This window comes from Variovorax boronicumulans (assembly GCF_030812215.1).
GTDB classification, from domain to species: Bacteria; Pseudomonadota; Gammaproteobacteria; order Burkholderiales; family Burkholderiaceae_C; genus Variovorax; species Variovorax boronicumulans_C.
Genome location: NZ_JAUSSG010000004.1, coordinates 296,234 through 310,481, shown reverse-complemented (window position 1 = coordinate 310,481; position 14,248 = coordinate 296,234). Strand labels below are relative to the sequence as shown.

The 14,248-nt window shown below is 66.1% G+C and carries 12 protein-coding genes; 11 read left to right on the top strand and 1 reads right to left on the bottom strand.

The window, feature by feature from the left end; all coding sequences use genetic code 11:
• The first annotated feature begins 8 nt into the window (after positions 1–8).
• The 7 genes from J2W23_RS13405 (at position 9) to J2W23_RS13375 (ending at position 6,805) form a co-directional block, all read left to right on the top strand.
• Positions 9–341: a hypothetical protein gene (locus tag J2W23_RS13405; protein ID WP_373423931.1), complete on the top strand. Its 333-nt coding sequence runs from the start codon at positions 9–11 to the stop codon at positions 339–341.
• 5 nt (positions 342–346) lie between these two features.
• Positions 347–1,519: an ADP-forming succinate--CoA ligase subunit beta gene (gene sucC, locus J2W23_RS13400; RefSeq protein ID WP_307649085.1), complete on the top strand. Its 1,173-nt coding sequence runs from the start codon at positions 347–349 to the stop codon at positions 1,517–1,519.
• Between the two features lies 1 nt (position 1,520).
• Positions 1,521–2,420, top strand: a complete 900-nt coding sequence (gene sucD / locus J2W23_RS13395) for a succinate--CoA ligase subunit alpha (protein WP_176659097.1) — start codon at positions 1,521–1,523, stop codon at positions 2,418–2,420.
• A gap of 63 nt (positions 2,421–2,483) precedes the next feature.
• Positions 2,484–3,260 carry a fumarylacetoacetate hydrolase family protein gene (locus J2W23_RS13390; protein WP_307649084.1) on the top strand — a complete coding sequence of 259 codons (777 nt, stop codon included), beginning with the start codon at positions 2,484–2,486 and terminating at the stop codon, positions 3,258–3,260.
• Between the two features lie 59 nt (positions 3,261–3,319).
• Positions 3,320–4,330, top strand: coding sequence for a 2-dehydropantoate 2-reductase (locus tag J2W23_RS13385; protein ID WP_307649083.1), 1,011 nt, complete (start codon positions 3,320–3,322; stop codon positions 4,328–4,330).
• 16 nt (positions 4,331–4,346) lie between these two features.
• Positions 4,347–5,786: a pyruvate kinase gene (gene pyk, locus J2W23_RS13380; RefSeq protein WP_307649082.1), complete on the top strand. Its 1,440-nt coding sequence runs from the start codon at positions 4,347–4,349 to the stop codon at positions 5,784–5,786.
• Positions 5,787–5,854: 68 nt separating this feature from the next.
• On the top strand, positions 5,855–6,805 hold the full coding sequence (locus tag J2W23_RS13375; RefSeq protein ID WP_307649081.1) for a LysR family transcriptional regulator: 951 nt from the start codon (positions 5,855–5,857) through the stop codon (positions 6,803–6,805).
• Positions 6,806–6,855: 50 nt separating this feature from the next.
• Here the strand turns inward: J2W23_RS13375 and J2W23_RS13370 are convergent, their stop codons facing one another.
• Positions 6,856–7,029, bottom strand: coding sequence for a hypothetical protein (locus tag J2W23_RS13370; protein WP_307649080.1), 174 nt, complete (start codon positions 7,027–7,029; stop codon positions 6,856–6,858).
• A gap of 582 nt (positions 7,030–7,611) precedes the next feature.
• On the opposite strand from J2W23_RS13370, the gene oxlT reads away from it, so the two are divergent.
• The 4 genes from oxlT to fdhF all read left to right on the top strand — a co-directional run bounded on the left by oxlT (position 7,612) and on the right by fdhF (position 14,241).
• Positions 7,612–8,940: an oxalate/formate MFS antiporter gene (gene oxlT / locus J2W23_RS13365; RefSeq protein WP_218104606.1), complete on the top strand. Its 1,329-nt coding sequence runs from the start codon at positions 7,612–7,614 to the stop codon at positions 8,938–8,940.
• Between the two features lie 312 nt (positions 8,941–9,252).
• Positions 9,253–9,753, top strand: coding sequence for a formate dehydrogenase subunit gamma (locus tag J2W23_RS13360; RefSeq protein WP_373423930.1), 501 nt, complete (start codon positions 9,253–9,255; stop codon positions 9,751–9,753).
• Positions 9,750–11,312 carry a formate dehydrogenase beta subunit gene (locus tag J2W23_RS13355; RefSeq protein ID WP_307649079.1) on the top strand — a complete coding sequence of 521 codons (1,563 nt, stop codon included), beginning with the start codon at positions 9,750–9,752 and terminating at the stop codon, positions 11,310–11,312. Before J2W23_RS13360 ends, J2W23_RS13355 begins: the two co-directional genes overlap by 4 nt.
• A gap of 52 nt (positions 11,313–11,364) precedes the next feature.
• The gene (fdhF, locus tag J2W23_RS13350; protein WP_307649078.1) at positions 11,365–14,241 is read left to right on the top strand and encodes a formate dehydrogenase subunit alpha; all 2,877 of its coding nucleotides are present in this window, start codon (positions 11,365–11,367) and stop codon (positions 14,239–14,241) included.
• The last annotated feature ends 7 nt before the right edge of the window (positions 14,242–14,248 follow it).

Genomic DNA, 14,248 nt, shown 5'->3' with positions numbered 1-14,248 from the left:
GAAATTTCATGATGATCGATGATGCACCCATCCAATACTGGAGCTCCGAGACGGAGCGCAACGCCTACAACGCCGCCTTCCACGAGCTGGGCCTGCGCTGGCATTGGGACCGCGAAACCTATTGCCAATTGCTGCGCCTGAGTCAGGACGGCCCCGAGCGTGTGTGCCATTACCTCTGCACGCACCAATCGCATCTGCTGCGTGCCTACGACGCCAGATCGCTGGCCGAGGTGATTGAGCAGAAGAAGGAAATTCACCAGCAGCGCGAATTGAGCGAAGGCCTCGGAAGCCGGCGTTATTTCAATTGGGCCGAAAGCCACGGCGCGGAAATAGGCGCGTAATTGCCATGAATATCCACGAATACCAGGGCAAGGACGTATTGCGCAAATACGGCGTCACCACGCCCCGTGGATTCGCCTGCGCATCCGCCGATGAGGCCGCCGACGCCGCCACCCGCCTGGGCGGCCGCGCGTGGGTGGTGAAGGCGCAGATCCACGCCGGCGGCCGCGGCAAGGGCGGCGGCGTGAAGCTCGCGTGGTCGGTCGACGAAGTGCGCCGGCACGCGAGCCAGATGCTCGGCATGACCCTCACGACCCACCAGACCGGCCCCGAAGGCCGCGTGGTGAAGCGCCTGTTGGTCGAAGAGGGCATCGAGATCGACAAGGAGCTGTACCTCGCCATGGTGGTCGACCGCGAAACGGGCCGCGTCGCGCTGATGGCGTCCAGCGAAGGCGGCATGGACATCGAAGAGGTGGCCGCACGCACGCCCGGCAAGATCCACAAGGTGCTCATCGATCCTTCGACGGGCCTCAAGGGCAGCGAGGCCGACATCGTGGCGCGCAACATCGGCCTTGCGGGCAAGTCGGTGATGCAGGCGCGCACGCTGATGCAGAACCTCTACCAGGCCTTCGATGCGAGCGATGCGTCGCTCGCCGAGATCAACCCGCTGGTCGTGACGCGCGACGGCCGCGTGATCGCGCTGGACGCGAAGTTCAACTTCGATCCGAACGCGCTCTTTCGCCAGCCGGAGATCGTGGCGATGCGCGACTTCGACGAGGAAGACCCGGCCGAGCTCGAGGCCTCGCGTTTCGATCTCTCGTACATCGCGCTCGATGGCGACATCGGCTGCCTCGTCAACGGCGCGGGCCTCGCGATGGCGACGATGGACGTGATCAAGCTTTATGGCGGCTCGCCCGCCAACTTTCTCGACGTGGGCGGCGGCGCGACACCAGAGAAGGTCACGCAGGCCTTCAAGCTGATGCTGCGCAACCCGAACCTGCGCGCGATTTTGGTGAACATCTTCGGCGGGATCATGAAGTGCGACGTGATCGCGCGGGGCATCGTCGCCGCCGCGCGCGAGGTCGAGCTGTCGGTGCCGTTGGTCGTGCGCATGAAGGGCACCAACGAGAGCCTGGGCAAGACGATCCTCGCGCAATCGGGCCTGCCGGTCATCGCGGCCGACGACATGGCGGATGCCGCCCAACAGGCCGTGGCTGCGGCGCGGCGGAGGAACCACTGAAATGTCGATCCTCGTCAACAAGCACACCCGCGTCATCACGCAGGGCATCACCGGCAAGACCGGCCAGTTCCACACCGCGATGTGCCGCGACTATGGCAACGGCCAGAAGTGCTTCGTCGCGGGCGTGAACCCGAACAAGGCGGGCAAGTCGTTCGACGGCATTCCGGTCTTCGGCACGGTGAAGGATGCGAAGGCGGAAACCGGCGCGACTGTGTCGGTGATCTACGTGCCGCCGCCGTTCGCGGCCGCCGCGATCGACGAAGCGGTCGATGCGGGCATGGAGCTGGTCATCTGCATCACCGAAGGCATTCCGGTGCGCGACATGATCCGCACGCGCCACCGCATGGAGGGCAGCAAGACGCTGCTGCTCGGGCCGAACTGCCCGGGGCTCATCACGCCCGACGAAATCAAGATCGGGATCATGCCGGGGCACATCCACCAGCGCGGGCGCATCGGCGTGGTGTCGCGCTCGGGCACGCTGACCTACGAGGCCGCGAGCCAGCTCGCGCGCTTCGGCATCGGGCAGTCGACGGTGGTGGGCATCGGCGGCGATCCGGTGGGCGGACTCAAGCACATCGACGTGCTCAAGATGTTCAACGACGACCCGCGCACCGACGCCGTGATCATGGTCGGCGAGATCGGCGGCAACGAGGAAGAGCTCTGCGCGCACTGGATCAAGGACCACATGCGCAAGCCCGTGGTCGGCTTCATCGCCGGCGCCACCGCACCGCCCGGCAAGCGCATGGGCCACGCGGGCGCCATCGTCTCGGGCGGGCGCGGCACCGCGCAGGAAAAGCTCGCGGTGATGAAGGCGTGCGGCATCCATGTGACGAGCAATCCGGCGGAGATGGGGAAGCTGCTCGCGTCGCTCGTGATTCCCGACTACCTCCCGTTCGACTGATCGCGCAGATCGCGCACATCGATCCATCGGGCGGCTCGCAGATTTCAAGAAAGCACACAACAAATGAAACAGCAGAAACAGCAGTGGGTTCGCTTCGAAGACGCCGGCAAGGCCACCTTCGGCACCGTCGAGGGCGACGCGGTGCACGAGCACCAGGGCGACATGTACGGCCGCTCCGAGCCCACGGGCCGCGTGTTCGTGCTCGCGGGCCTGAAGCTGCTCACGCCCAGCGAGCCGACCAAGGTGATCGCGCTGTGGAACAACTTCCACGCGCTCGGCGCGAAGCTGAGCCTGCCGGTGCCCGCGGAGCCGCTCTACCTGCTGAAGGCGCCCAACTCCTTCGCGGCGCACGGCGATGCGATCCGCAAACCGTTGTGCGAGGGCAAGGTGGTGTTCGAAGGCGAGCTGGGCATCGTCATCGGCAAGACCGCCACCGCCGTGGCCGAGGCCGATGCGCTCGACCATGTGTTCGGCTACACCTGCGCCAACGACGTGACCGTGGCGGACATCCTCAACCGCGACGCATCCTTTGCCCAGTGGGTGCGCGCGAAGGGCTTCGACACCTTCTGCCCGATGGGCCCCGTGGTGGCCACGGGCCTCGATCCCGCAACGCTCGTCGTGACCACCGTGCTCAACGGCGAGGAGCGCCAGAACTATCCGATCAGCGACATGCGCTTCTCCGTGCAGCAGCTGGTCAGCCTGATCTCGCAGGACATGACGCTGCATCCCGGCGACGTGATCCTGTGCGGCACCTCGGTGGGCGTCGGCTCGATGAAGCCGGGCAGCCAGGTCGAGATCGGCATCGAAGGCATCGGCAAGCTCTCCAACCGCTTCGGTTGAAACGACGAGCCAGGCATTACCGGCCTCGCGCAACGCATTCAAAACTACTGGGGATCGACATGAAGATTGCAGTCATCGGAGCAGGCGCCATCGGCGGCCTGGTGGGCGCGAAACTCGCGCTGGCCGGCGAGGACGTGACGTTCATCGTGCGGGGTGCGAACCTCGCGGCCATCAAGGCGAACGGCTTCAAGCTGGTCTCGGCCGAAGGCGAGGAGCAGGTCGCGCGCAACGTGAAGGCCACCGACAGCTACGACGAAGCCGGACCGCAGGACATCGTCATCCTCGCGATGAAGGCGCACCAGGTCGAGGCCGTGGCGAACGACGTGCCCAAGCTCTTCGGCCCCGAGACGGTGGTCGTGACGATGCAGAACGGCATTCCGTACTGGTACTTCCACAACCACGGCGGCGCGCTCGCGGGCACGCCGGTGCGCAGCGTCGACCCCACGGGGCTGGTGAGCGCGAAGGTGCCGGCCGAGCGGGTGATCGGGTGCGTGGTGTATCCCGCATCGGAGCTCATCGCGCCGGGCGTGGTGAAGCACATCGAAGGCGATCGCTTCCCGGTCGGCGAGCTCGACGGCTCGTCGAGCGAGCGCGTGAACCGCGTCTCGGCCTGTTTCACCGGCGCGGGTTTCAAGGCCCCGGTGCTCGACAACATCCGCGCCGAGATCTGGCTCAAGCTCTGGGGCAACCTCACCTTCAACCCGATCAGCAGCCTCTCGCATTCGACGCTGGTCGACATCTGCCAGTACCCGCCGTCGCGCGACCTCGCCGCCGCGATGATGCGCGAGGCCCAGGCCGTTGCGCACAAGCTGGGCATCGAGTTCCGCGTGACGCTGGAAAAGCGCATCGCGGGCGCCGAGAAAGTCGGCAAGCACAAGACCTCGATGCTGCAGGACGTCGAAGCCGGCCGCGCGCCGGAGATCGATGCGCTGGTGGGCGCGGTGGTCGAGCTGGCGCGGCTCACCGACACCTCGACGCCGCACATCGACACCGTCTACACGCTGGTCAAGCTGCTTGCGCGCACGATGGAAGACCAGCGCGGGCAAGTCCGTCTTCGCGAAATGGCATGAGAAAGAACAACACACCATGAGACGCACACGCAGCGCAAAGATCGTCGCCACGCTCGGCCCGGCCACACCCGACGAGCAAGCCATTCGCGCGCTGTTCGAGCGTGGCGTGGATGTGTTCCGCCTGAACTTCAGCCACGGCTCGCAGCACGACCATGCGCGCCGGCTGGAGGCCATCCGCCGGCTCGAGAAGGAGTTCGGCCGGCCCATCGGCGTGCTGCTCGACCTGCAGGGCCCGAAGCTCAGGCTGGGCACCTTCGAGGGCGGGCGCGCGCAGTTGGAAGCAGGCCGGCGCTTTCGCCTCGACATGGACACCAAGACCAACGGCGACTACCGCCGCGCGCCGCTGCCGCATCCGGAAATCTTCGCGGCGCTGCAGGCCGGCACAGACCTCCTGCTGGACGACGGCAAGCTGCGCCTGCGCGTGGAGAGCCACGGTGCCGATTTTGCCGAGACCACTGTCATCGTCGGCGGGCCGATCTCCGACCGCAAGGGCGTCAACGTGCCGAGCGTGCTGCTGCCGATTTCGCCGCTCACGCCGAAGGACCGCGACGACCTGGACTTCGGCCTTTCGATGGGTGTGGACTGGGTGGCGCTCTCGTTCGTGCAAAGACCCGAAGACATCACCGAGGCGCGCGAGATCATCGGCAAGCGCGCATGGATCATGGCCAAGCTGGAGAAGCCCGCGGCCATCGAGCACCTGAACGGCATCGTCGCGCTGGCCGACGGCATCATGGTCGCGCGCGGCGACCTCGGCGTGGAGCTGCCGCCCGAGCAGGTGCCCGAGCTGCAGCGCCGCATCGTGCGCGCCTGCCGCCATCACGGCAAGCCGGTGGTGGTGGCCACGCAGATGCTCGAATCGATGATCGCCGCGCCCGTGCCCACGCGCGCCGAAGTGTCCGACGTGGCGACCGCCATCTACGACGGCGTCGATGCGGTGATGCTCTCGGCCGAATCGGCCTCGGGCAAGTACCCGCTCGAAGCGGTCGGCATGATGGACCGCATCGTCGCGCGCGTGGAGGCCGACCCCTCGTACCGCACCGGCATCGACGCCACGCACGATGCGGCGCTCTCGACCACGGCCGATGCCGTGTGCGCCTCGATGCGCCAGGTGGCCGCGTTGCTTGCGCCGGCCGCCACCGTCACCTACACCTCCTCGGGCTTCACGAGCCTGCGCGCCGCTCGCGAGCGGCCCGCGGTGCCGATCCTGAGCCTCACCCCCGACGTGGCCGCGGCGCGCCGCATGGCGATGGTCTGGGGCGTGCATGCGGCGCTGGTGGACGATGTGCACGACGTGGCCGAGATGATCGACTGCGCCTGCCGCACCGCGCAGGCCGAAGGCTTCGCGAAAGCGGGCGACGACGTGGTGGTGGTGGCGGGCTTGCCCTTCGGCTTGTCGGGCACGACGAACCTGTTGCACGTGGCACGAATTCCGGGCATCCCGGGCATCCCGGGCTGAGGCCCGATGGCTGCGAAGGGCCCGCGCGCGACGATGCCCCTTCGATTGCAGCTCCACTTTTCTTCCCGATGAAGCATGCGACCCTGCGCCAGTTGAAGGTCTTCGAGGCCGTCGCACGGCTCTTGAGTTTTTCGCGCGCGGCCGAGGAGCTGCATCTCACGCAGCCGGCCGTTTCCACGCAGGTCGCCAAGCTCGAGGAGCATGCGGGCAACGTGCTCTTCGAGCAGTTCGGCAAGAAGATCTTTCTCACGCCCGCGGGCGCCGAGCTGCTGCAGATCAGCCGCGCGATCATCCAGCAGTTCGAAGCGGCAGAGAACGCGATGATGCAGTTCAAGGGCGTCTCGGGCGGCAAGCTCAACGTGGGGGTCATCAGCGCGGGCGACTACTTCTTTCCGCGCCTCCTGGTGGAGTTTGCGAGCCGCCACCGCGGCGTGACGCTGAACTTCACCGTGCACAACCGCGAGGGGCTGCTCACGCACATCGCGGAGAACCTCACCGACCTCGCGATCATGGTGCGGCCGCCCACCGATCTGGACACCTCGAACCAGGCGTTTGCACCGCACCCTTACGTGATCGTCGCGCCGCCGACGCATCCGCTCGTCGGCGTGCCGGGCATTCCCTTGAAGCGCCTGATGCGCGAACCCTTCGTGGTGCGAGAGAAGGCGTCGGACACCTGGCACTCGATGGAAGACGGCTTCGGCCGCGAGCTGGAGCACATCAACATCGCGATGGAGATCCGGAGCACAGAGACCATCAAGCAGGCGGTGATCGCGGGCATGGGCGTGAGCTTCGTCTCCGCGCACACCATCAGCCAGGAGCTGAAGTCGGGCAGCCTCAGCGTGCTCGACGTGGAAGGTTTTCCGCTGATGCTCAACTGGTACGTGGTGCATCGCCGCACCAAGCGCCTGCCGCCGGTGGCGCAGGCCTTCAAGGACTTTCTGCTGAGCGACGGTGCATCGCTGATCTCGCAGATCGTGCCGTTCAAACCGCTGCAACTACAGCCGCAACCGGCGCCCTGAAAAAACAAAAGAGCGCATGAAGCGCTCTTTGTCTTTGGGGCGGGGCACGATCAGTTGGTCAGTGCGCTGCGGATGCTCTTGCGGTGCTGAACGAGTGCGGCGCGGGCGGCCTTGTACATGATCACGATGGGCATGGCGGCGACGAGATCGCGCAGCGCATCGTCGTTGCGGGTGGACGGCGATGCATCGCGGATCGCGCGGGAATCGAGGGTGGTGTTGCTCATGGAAATGCTCCTGGAAAGTTGAATCAAAAAGACTGAAGGGATTACCCGCAATTTTAGGGTTTACCCTAGACAGGAGCAAACGCTGATTTCGCGTTTCTTGACCTAGGTCAATTTTTCTCCTCGATGAATGTGGACTGTAGGGACGCGAAGTGCGCCGTTGTTCAGGGCGTGTGCACAGGCCACCGGGTGCTCCCCTCCGCGAATGTCCCCCGGCCTGCGGCCTCCTCCTTGATTTCGCTGCGGGGAGCACCCGATGCCCTGCGCACATGGGCACGCTGCTGGTGATCGGCCGATCAACAACCGCCCTGATGAGGGCCCACCGTCGCCGCGATCTCGCCCTGAACAGCAGCGCACAAAACCACGCAACACAAGCGCATGCAGATGTTCGATTGCTAGGGATATCTCGGGGGTCTCAACAACTCGCGATTCGTGTGAACTTGACTGCGGTCAAGAGTTTTTGAGTCGTGCAGTCCGACAGTCATCCACGCGCAAAAACAAGTGATTCATTTCCGTTTTTCACTCGACTGATTGCGTCGTCTTTCCCGAGACCGTCGGACTCATCAAAACATTAAGGACAACTCCATGACTCGGCCAACCACCACGATTGCGGGTTCCAACCCCGCGATGTATCCACCATCAAATTCCACCCACGGGGTCACCGCTCAAAGATCCGAGGCGTATCGATGGGGACAGTTGCTGATCGGCATCGTCTGCATGGCGATGATTGCGAACCTGCAGTACGGCTGGACCCTCTTCGTCAACCCCATCGCTGAAAAGCACGGCTGGAGCCGCGCCGCCATCCAGGTCGCCTTCACCATCTTCGTGCTCACCGAAACCTGGCTCGTGCCCATCGAGGGCTACCTGGTCGACCGCTTCGGCCCACGCCCCGTGGTGCTCGTGGGCGGCGTGCTCTGCGGCCTCGGCTGGGTGATGAATTCGTTCGCCGCGTCGCTCCCGATGCTGTACTTCGCGGCTGCCGTCGGCGGCATCGGCGCGGGTGCGGTGTACGGCACCTGCGTGGGCAATGCGCTCAAGTGGTTCCCCGACCGCCGGGGGCTCGCAGCGGGCATGACTGCCGCGGGCTTCGGCGCCGGCTCGGCCCTCACGATCATCCCGATCTCCGTGATGATCAAGACCAGCGGCTACGAGTCTGCGTTTCTCTATTTTGGGATCGGCCAGGGCGTCATCGTCTTTGCCCTGGCCTGGCTGCTGACCCGCGCACCCGACCATGCGAAGGCGTCCAACAGCCGCAACATCCAGCAGTCGCAGCGCGACTACGCACCGTCGGAGGTATTGCGCTCGCCCATCTTCTGGGTGATGTACGCGATGTTCGTGATGGTGGCGGCCGGCGGCCTGATGGCCACCGCGCAGCTTGCGCCCATTGCGCAGGACTTCAAGATCATGGACGTGCCGGTCAACATCATGGGCCTGGTGCTGCCCGCGCTGACCTTTGCCCTCGCCATCGACCGTGTGCTCAACGGCCTGACGCGGCCCTTCTTCGGCTGGGTCTCCGACAAGATCGGCCGCGAGCAGACGATGTTCGTTGCCTTCGCGCTCGAAGCGGTCGGCATCCTGGCGCTGTACCACTACGGCCAGAACCCGATCCTCTTCGTGCTGCTGACCGGCATGGTGTTCTTCGCCTGGGGCGAGATCTACAGCCTGTTCCCGTCCACCTGTGCCGACACCTTCGGCTCCAAGTACGCCGCGTCGAACGCCGGCATGCTCTACACCGCCAAGGGCACGGCCTCGCTGCTGGTGCCGCTCTCCAGCGTGCTCGCCGCATCCACCGGCAGCTGGCATGCGGTGTTCATCGTCGCGAGCGCGGTCAATGCCGCGGCTGCGCTGATGGCCTGGTTCGTGTTGCGCCCGATGCGCCGCAAGCACATCGAGAAGAGCCGCATCCCGTCCTGATTCCATCGTTCTTTTCTTTCTCGTCAGGGGGGCGATGCGCGAGGCGCTCGGCCCCTTTCGTCTGTACGGAATGACCCAGGTCGGCAGGGTGCGACTACCTGCTGGCGGCCCGCGGCGCGCAGCCCCTTGTTTCCGGGAAATTGACCTGAGTCAAGGCCTTTGCCTTCGTATTCCCCGACAGTGCCTCCAGGGCGGGAAACCGCAGTTTTCCCAGGGCAATCGGCAGTGGCTGCGAGCGGTTTCGGTCGTCGGCTGAAAAGGCCGGGACAGCAAAGAACCCACGATGAATGACAACCCGGTAAGGAGCGCCGCATGAACGAAGTGGGCCGACACGCCACGATGAGCGAATCCGATGAACTGGCCGCGGTGCGCCAGGTGCTGCAGGAGCGCGCGGAAGAGCCGGGGGCGCTGCTCCCGATCCTTCACGACGTGCAGGACGCGCTGGGCTACATCCCGCCGCACACCGTGACGACGATCGCCGAGGGCGTGAACCTCTCGCGCGCCGAAGTGCACGGCGTCATCACCTACTACCACCACTTTCGCTCCGCACCCGCGGCGCGCCACGTGATCCAGATCTGCCGGGCCGAGGCCTGCCAGTCGATGGGCGCCGATGCGCTGCTCGCCCATGCGGAACTGCGCCTGAGTTGCAGTGCGCACGGCCATTCGAAGGACGGCAACTTCACGCTGGAGCCGGCCTTCTGCCTGGGCCTCTGTGCCTCGTCGCCCGCGATGACGATCAACGAAGAACCGCACGCGCGCATGACGCCGCGTTCGTTCGATGCGCTGGTGGCGCAGTACGGAGAGTGCGCATGACCGGCATCATTGTCTATGTGCCGCGCGATTCGGCCGCACTGGCGGTCGGCGCGGAACGCGTGGCCGAGCGCATCGCGCAGGAAGCGGCGGTGCGAGGCATCTCGTTCGGCATGGTGCGCAACGGTTCGCGCGGCCTGTTCTGGCTGGAGCCGATGGTCGAGGTGACGACGCCGGCGGGCCGCGTGGCCTACGGCCCGGTGACCATCGACGACGTGGCCGACCTGTTCGACGCCGGCTTTGCCGAAGGCGCGCAGACGCATCCGCTGTCGCTCGGCCTGACCGACGAGATCCCCTACCTGAAGAAGCAGGAGCGCCTGACTTTCGCACGCATGGGCATCACCGATCCGGTGTCCGTTGCCGACTACGAAGCGCACGAAGGCTATGCGGGCCTGCGCCGCGCGCTGGGCCTGAAGCCCGAAGAGGTGGTGCAGCAGGTGCTCGACTCGGGCCTGCGCGGCCGTGGCGGCGCGGCGTTCCCGGCCGGCATCAAGTGGAAGACGGTGATGGCCACGCCGGCCGCGCAGAAGTACATCGTCTGCAACGCCGACGAAGGCGACTCGGGCACCTTCTCCGACCGCATGACGATGGAGGGCGATCCGCTCATGCTCATCGAGGGCATGACCATCGCGGGCGTCGCCACCGGCGCGACCAAGGGCTATGTCTACATCCGCTCCGAATACCCGCATGCCATCGCGACGATGAACGAAGCGATCCGCGCGGCGGAAGCCGCCGGCTTCCTCGGCGAGAACATCCTCGGTTCGGGCCAGACCTTCTGGCTCGAAGTGCGCAAGGGCGCAGGCTCGTACGTGTGCGGCGAAGAAACCGCGCTGCTCGAAAGCCTGGAAGGCAAGCGCGGCATCGTGCGCGCCAAGCCGCCGCTGCCGGCCATCACCGGGCTCTTCGGGCAGCCCACGCTCATCAACAACGTGATCACGCTCGCGAGCGTGCCGCTGATCCTCGCGCGCGGCGCCGCGTACTACCGCGACTTCGGCGTGGGCCGTTCGCGCGGCACGCTGCCGATGCAGCTGGCCGGGAACATCAAGCACGGCGGGCTGGTCGAGAAGGCTTTCGGCGTCACGCTGCGGGAGCTGCTGTACGACTATGGCGGCGGCTCCGCCTCGGGCCGGCCGATCAAGGCGGTGCAGGTGGGCGGGCCGCTCGGCGCGTACCTGCCCGAATCGCAATGGGACCTGCCGCTGGACTACGAGGCCTACGCGGCCGTCGGCGGCACGGTGGGCCACGGCGGCATCGTGGTGCACGACGACACGGCCGACCTCTCGAAGCTCGCGCGCTATGCAATGGAGTTCTGCGCCATCGAGTCGTGCGGCAAGTGCACGCCCTGCCGCATCGGCTCGACCCGCGGCGTGGAGGTGATCGACAAGATCCGCGCGGACAACAAGCGCGTGGAGCACGTCATCCTGCTGCGCGACCTGTGCAACACCATGGTCCACGGGTCGCTGTGCGCGATGGGCGGCATGACGCCGTTCCCGGTGCTGTCCGCACTCGACCATTTCCCACAGGACTTCGGTCTCGTGGTCCCCGATCGCAAGGCTGCCTGAACGCATCGCTCGCAACGCATCGCACCGCACAAGCAGCAGGAGACAAGAACACATGCTCGACCATCTGAAAGAAATCGACTACGGCACCCCCAAGCGCGAATCGACGCGTGAAGTGACGCTGGAGATCGACGGCAACGAAGTCACCGTGCCCGCGGGCACCTCGCTGATGCGCGCGGCGGTGGATGCGGGCATCAACGTGCCCAAGCTCTGCGCCACCGACAGCCTGGAGCCTTTCGGATCGTGCCGCCTGTGCCTGGTCGAGATCGAAGGGCGCAAGGGCTTTCCGGCCTCGTGCACCACGCCGGCCGAATCCGGCATGAAGGTGCGCACGCAAACGCCCAAGCTGCAGGACCTGCGCAAGGGCGTGATGGAGCTCTACATCTCCGACCATCCGCTCGATTGCCTCACCTGCTCGGCCAACGGCAACTGCGAGCTGCAGGACATGGCGGGTGTCACGGGCCTGCGCAACGTGCGCTATGGCTTCGACGGCGCCAACCACCTGAAGGACCAGAAGGACGAGTCGAACCCGTACTTCACCTACGACCCTTCGAAGTGCATCGTGTGCAACCGCTGCGTGCGCGCCTGCGAGGAAACGCAGGGTACCTTCGCGCTGACCATCAGCGGCCGCGGCTTCGAGTCGCGCGTGTCGCCGGGCCAGGACGAGGCCTTCATGGACTCCGAATGCGTGAGCTGCGGCGCCTGCGTCGAAGCCTGCCCCACGGCCACGCTGCAGGAGAAGTCGGTCATCTGGCTCGGCCAGCCCGAGCACAGCATCATCACCACCTGCGCCTACTGCGGCGTGGGTTGTGCCTTCAAGGCCGAGATGAAGGGCAATGAGGTCGTGCGCATGACGCCGTGGAAAGACGGCAAGGCCAACGAAGGCCATTCGTGCGTGAAGGGCCGCTTCGCCTGGGGCTACGCGACCCACCAGGACCGCATGCTCAAGCCGATGATCCGCAAGAACATCAGCGACCCGTGGCAGGAAGTGAGCTGGGACACCGCGCTCAACTACGCCGCCGGCGAGTTCAAGCGTCTGCAGGCCAAGTACGGCAAGGACTCCATCGGCGGCATCACCTCGTCACGCTGCACGAATGAAGAAACCTACCTCGTGCAGAAGCTCGTTCGCGCGGCCTTCGGCAACAACAACGTCGACACCTGCGCCCGCGTGTGCCACTCGCCCACGGGCTACGGCCTGAAGCAGACGCTGGGCGAATCGGCCGGCACGCAGACCTTCAAGTCGGTGGAGAAGGCCGACGTGATCATGGTGATCGGCGCCAACCCGACCGACGGCCATCCGGTGTTCGCCTCGCGCATGAAGAAGCGCCTGCGCGAAGGCGCGAAGCTGATCGTGATCGACCCGCGCCGCATCGACATCGTGAAGTCGCCGCACGTGAAGGCCTCGCACCACCTGCAGCTCAAGCCGGGCACCAACGTGGCCGTGGTCACCGCGCTCGCGCACGTCATCGTGACCGAGGGGCTCACGGCCGATGCCTTCATCGCCGAGCGCTGCGACACCGCTTCGTTCGCTGCCTGGCGGGACTTCGTCGCGCAGCCCGAGCAATCGCCCGAGGCCACCGAGAAGGCCACCGGCGTGCCGGCCGCCGAGATGCGCGCAGCGGCCCGACTGTTCGCGAGTGCCGCCAACGGCGCGATCTTCTATGGCCTCGGCGTGACCGAGCACAGCCAGGGCTCCACCACCGTGATGGGCATTGCCAACCTCGCCATGGCCACCGGCAACGTCGGCCGCGAAGGCGTGGGCGTGAACCCGCTGCGCGGCCAAAACAACGTGCAGGGCGCGTGCGACATGGGCTCGTTCCCGCACGAGCTGCCGGGCTACCGCCATGTGTCGGACAGCACCACGCGCGCTTCGTTCGAAGCGGCCTGGGGCGTGACCATCGATCCGGAGCCGGGCCTGCGCATTCCCAACATGTTCGACTCCGCCATCGGCGGCGGCTTCAAGGGCCTGTATTGCGAGGGCGAGGACATCGTGCAGTCGGACCCCAACACGCAGCACGTGGCCGCGGCCATGATGGCGATGGAGTGCGTGGTGGTGCAGGACATGTTCCTGAACGAAACCGCCAAGTACGCCCATGTGTTCCTGCCGGGTTCGTCGTTCCTCGAGAAGGACGGCACCTTCACCAATGCCGAGCGCCGCATCTCGCGTGTTCGCAAGGTGATGCCGCCGAAGGCGGGCCTGGCCGACTGGGAGATCACGGTGAAGCTCGCGCAGGCGCTGGGCTATCCGATGGACTACAAGAGCCCCGAGGACATCATGGCCGAGATCGCCGCGCTGACGCCGACCTTCCACGGCGTGAGCTACAAGCGGCTCGAAGAACTGGGCAGCATCCAGTGGCCCTGCAACGACGACGCGCCCGATGGCACGCCGACGATGCACATCGATGCCTTCGTGCGCGGCAAGGGCCGCTTTATCGTCACGCAGTACGTGGCGACGGACGAGAAGGTCACGCGCAAGTTCCCGCTGCTCCTGACGACCGGGCGCATCCTCTCGCAGTACAACGTGGGCGCGCAGACGCGCCGCACCGACAACAACCTGTGGCACGGCGAAGACCGGTTGGAGATCCATCCGCACGATGCCGAGGAGCGCGGTGTGAAGGACGACGACTGGGTCGGCATCCAGAGCCGTGCGGGCGAGACGGTGCTGCGCGCCACGGTGTCCGAGCGCATGCAGCCGGGCGTGGTCTACACGACCTTCCACTTCCCCGAGTCGGGCGCCAACGTGATCACCACCGACAACTCCGACTGGGCCACCAACTGCCCCGAGTACAAGGTGACGGCGGTGCAGGTGATGCCGGTGATGCAGCCCTCGACCTGGCAGCAGGAGTACAGCCGCTTCAACAAGACGCAGCTCGACCTGGCGACCGCCGCATCGGCGGCGGACCGCAGCAACGAGACGATCCCGGCCAAGTGAGCGGACA

Excerpts from the sequence above, each read along its gene's own strand:
- oxlT (WP_218104606.1), top strand. The coding sequence starts at position 7,612 with ATGACTCGGCCAACCACCACGATTGCGGGTTCCAACCCCGCGATGTAT.
- J2W23_RS13405 (WP_373423931.1), top strand. The coding sequence starts at position 9 with ATGATGATCGATGATGCACCCATCCAATACTGGAGCTCCGAGACGGAG.
- J2W23_RS13355 (WP_307649079.1), top strand. The coding sequence starts at position 9,750 with ATGACCGGCATCATTGTCTATGTGCCGCGCGATTCGGCCGCACTGGCG.
- pyk (WP_307649082.1), top strand. The coding sequence starts at position 4,347 with ATGAGACGCACACGCAGCGCAAAGATCGTCGCCACGCTCGGCCCGGCC.
- J2W23_RS13390 (WP_307649084.1), top strand. The coding sequence starts at position 2,484 with ATGAAACAGCAGAAACAGCAGTGGGTTCGCTTCGAAGACGCCGGCAAG.
- J2W23_RS13385 (WP_307649083.1), top strand. The coding sequence starts at position 3,320 with ATGAAGATTGCAGTCATCGGAGCAGGCGCCATCGGCGGCCTGGTGGGC.
- J2W23_RS13375 (WP_307649081.1), top strand. The coding sequence starts at position 5,855 with ATGAAGCATGCGACCCTGCGCCAGTTGAAGGTCTTCGAGGCCGTCGCA.
- sucC (WP_307649085.1), top strand. The coding sequence starts at position 347 with ATGAATATCCACGAATACCAGGGCAAGGACGTATTGCGCAAATACGGC.
- J2W23_RS13370 (WP_307649080.1), bottom strand. The coding sequence starts at position 7,029 with ATGAGCAACACCACCCTCGATTCCCGCGCGATCCGCGATGCATCGCCG.
- J2W23_RS13360 (WP_373423930.1), top strand. The coding sequence starts at position 9,253 with ATGAACGAAGTGGGCCGACACGCCACGATGAGCGAATCCGATGAACTG.
- fdhF (WP_307649078.1), top strand. The coding sequence starts at position 11,365 with ATGCTCGACCATCTGAAAGAAATCGACTACGGCACCCCCAAGCGCGAA.
- sucD (WP_176659097.1), top strand. The coding sequence starts at position 1,521 with ATGTCGATCCTCGTCAACAAGCACACCCGCGTCATCACGCAGGGCATC.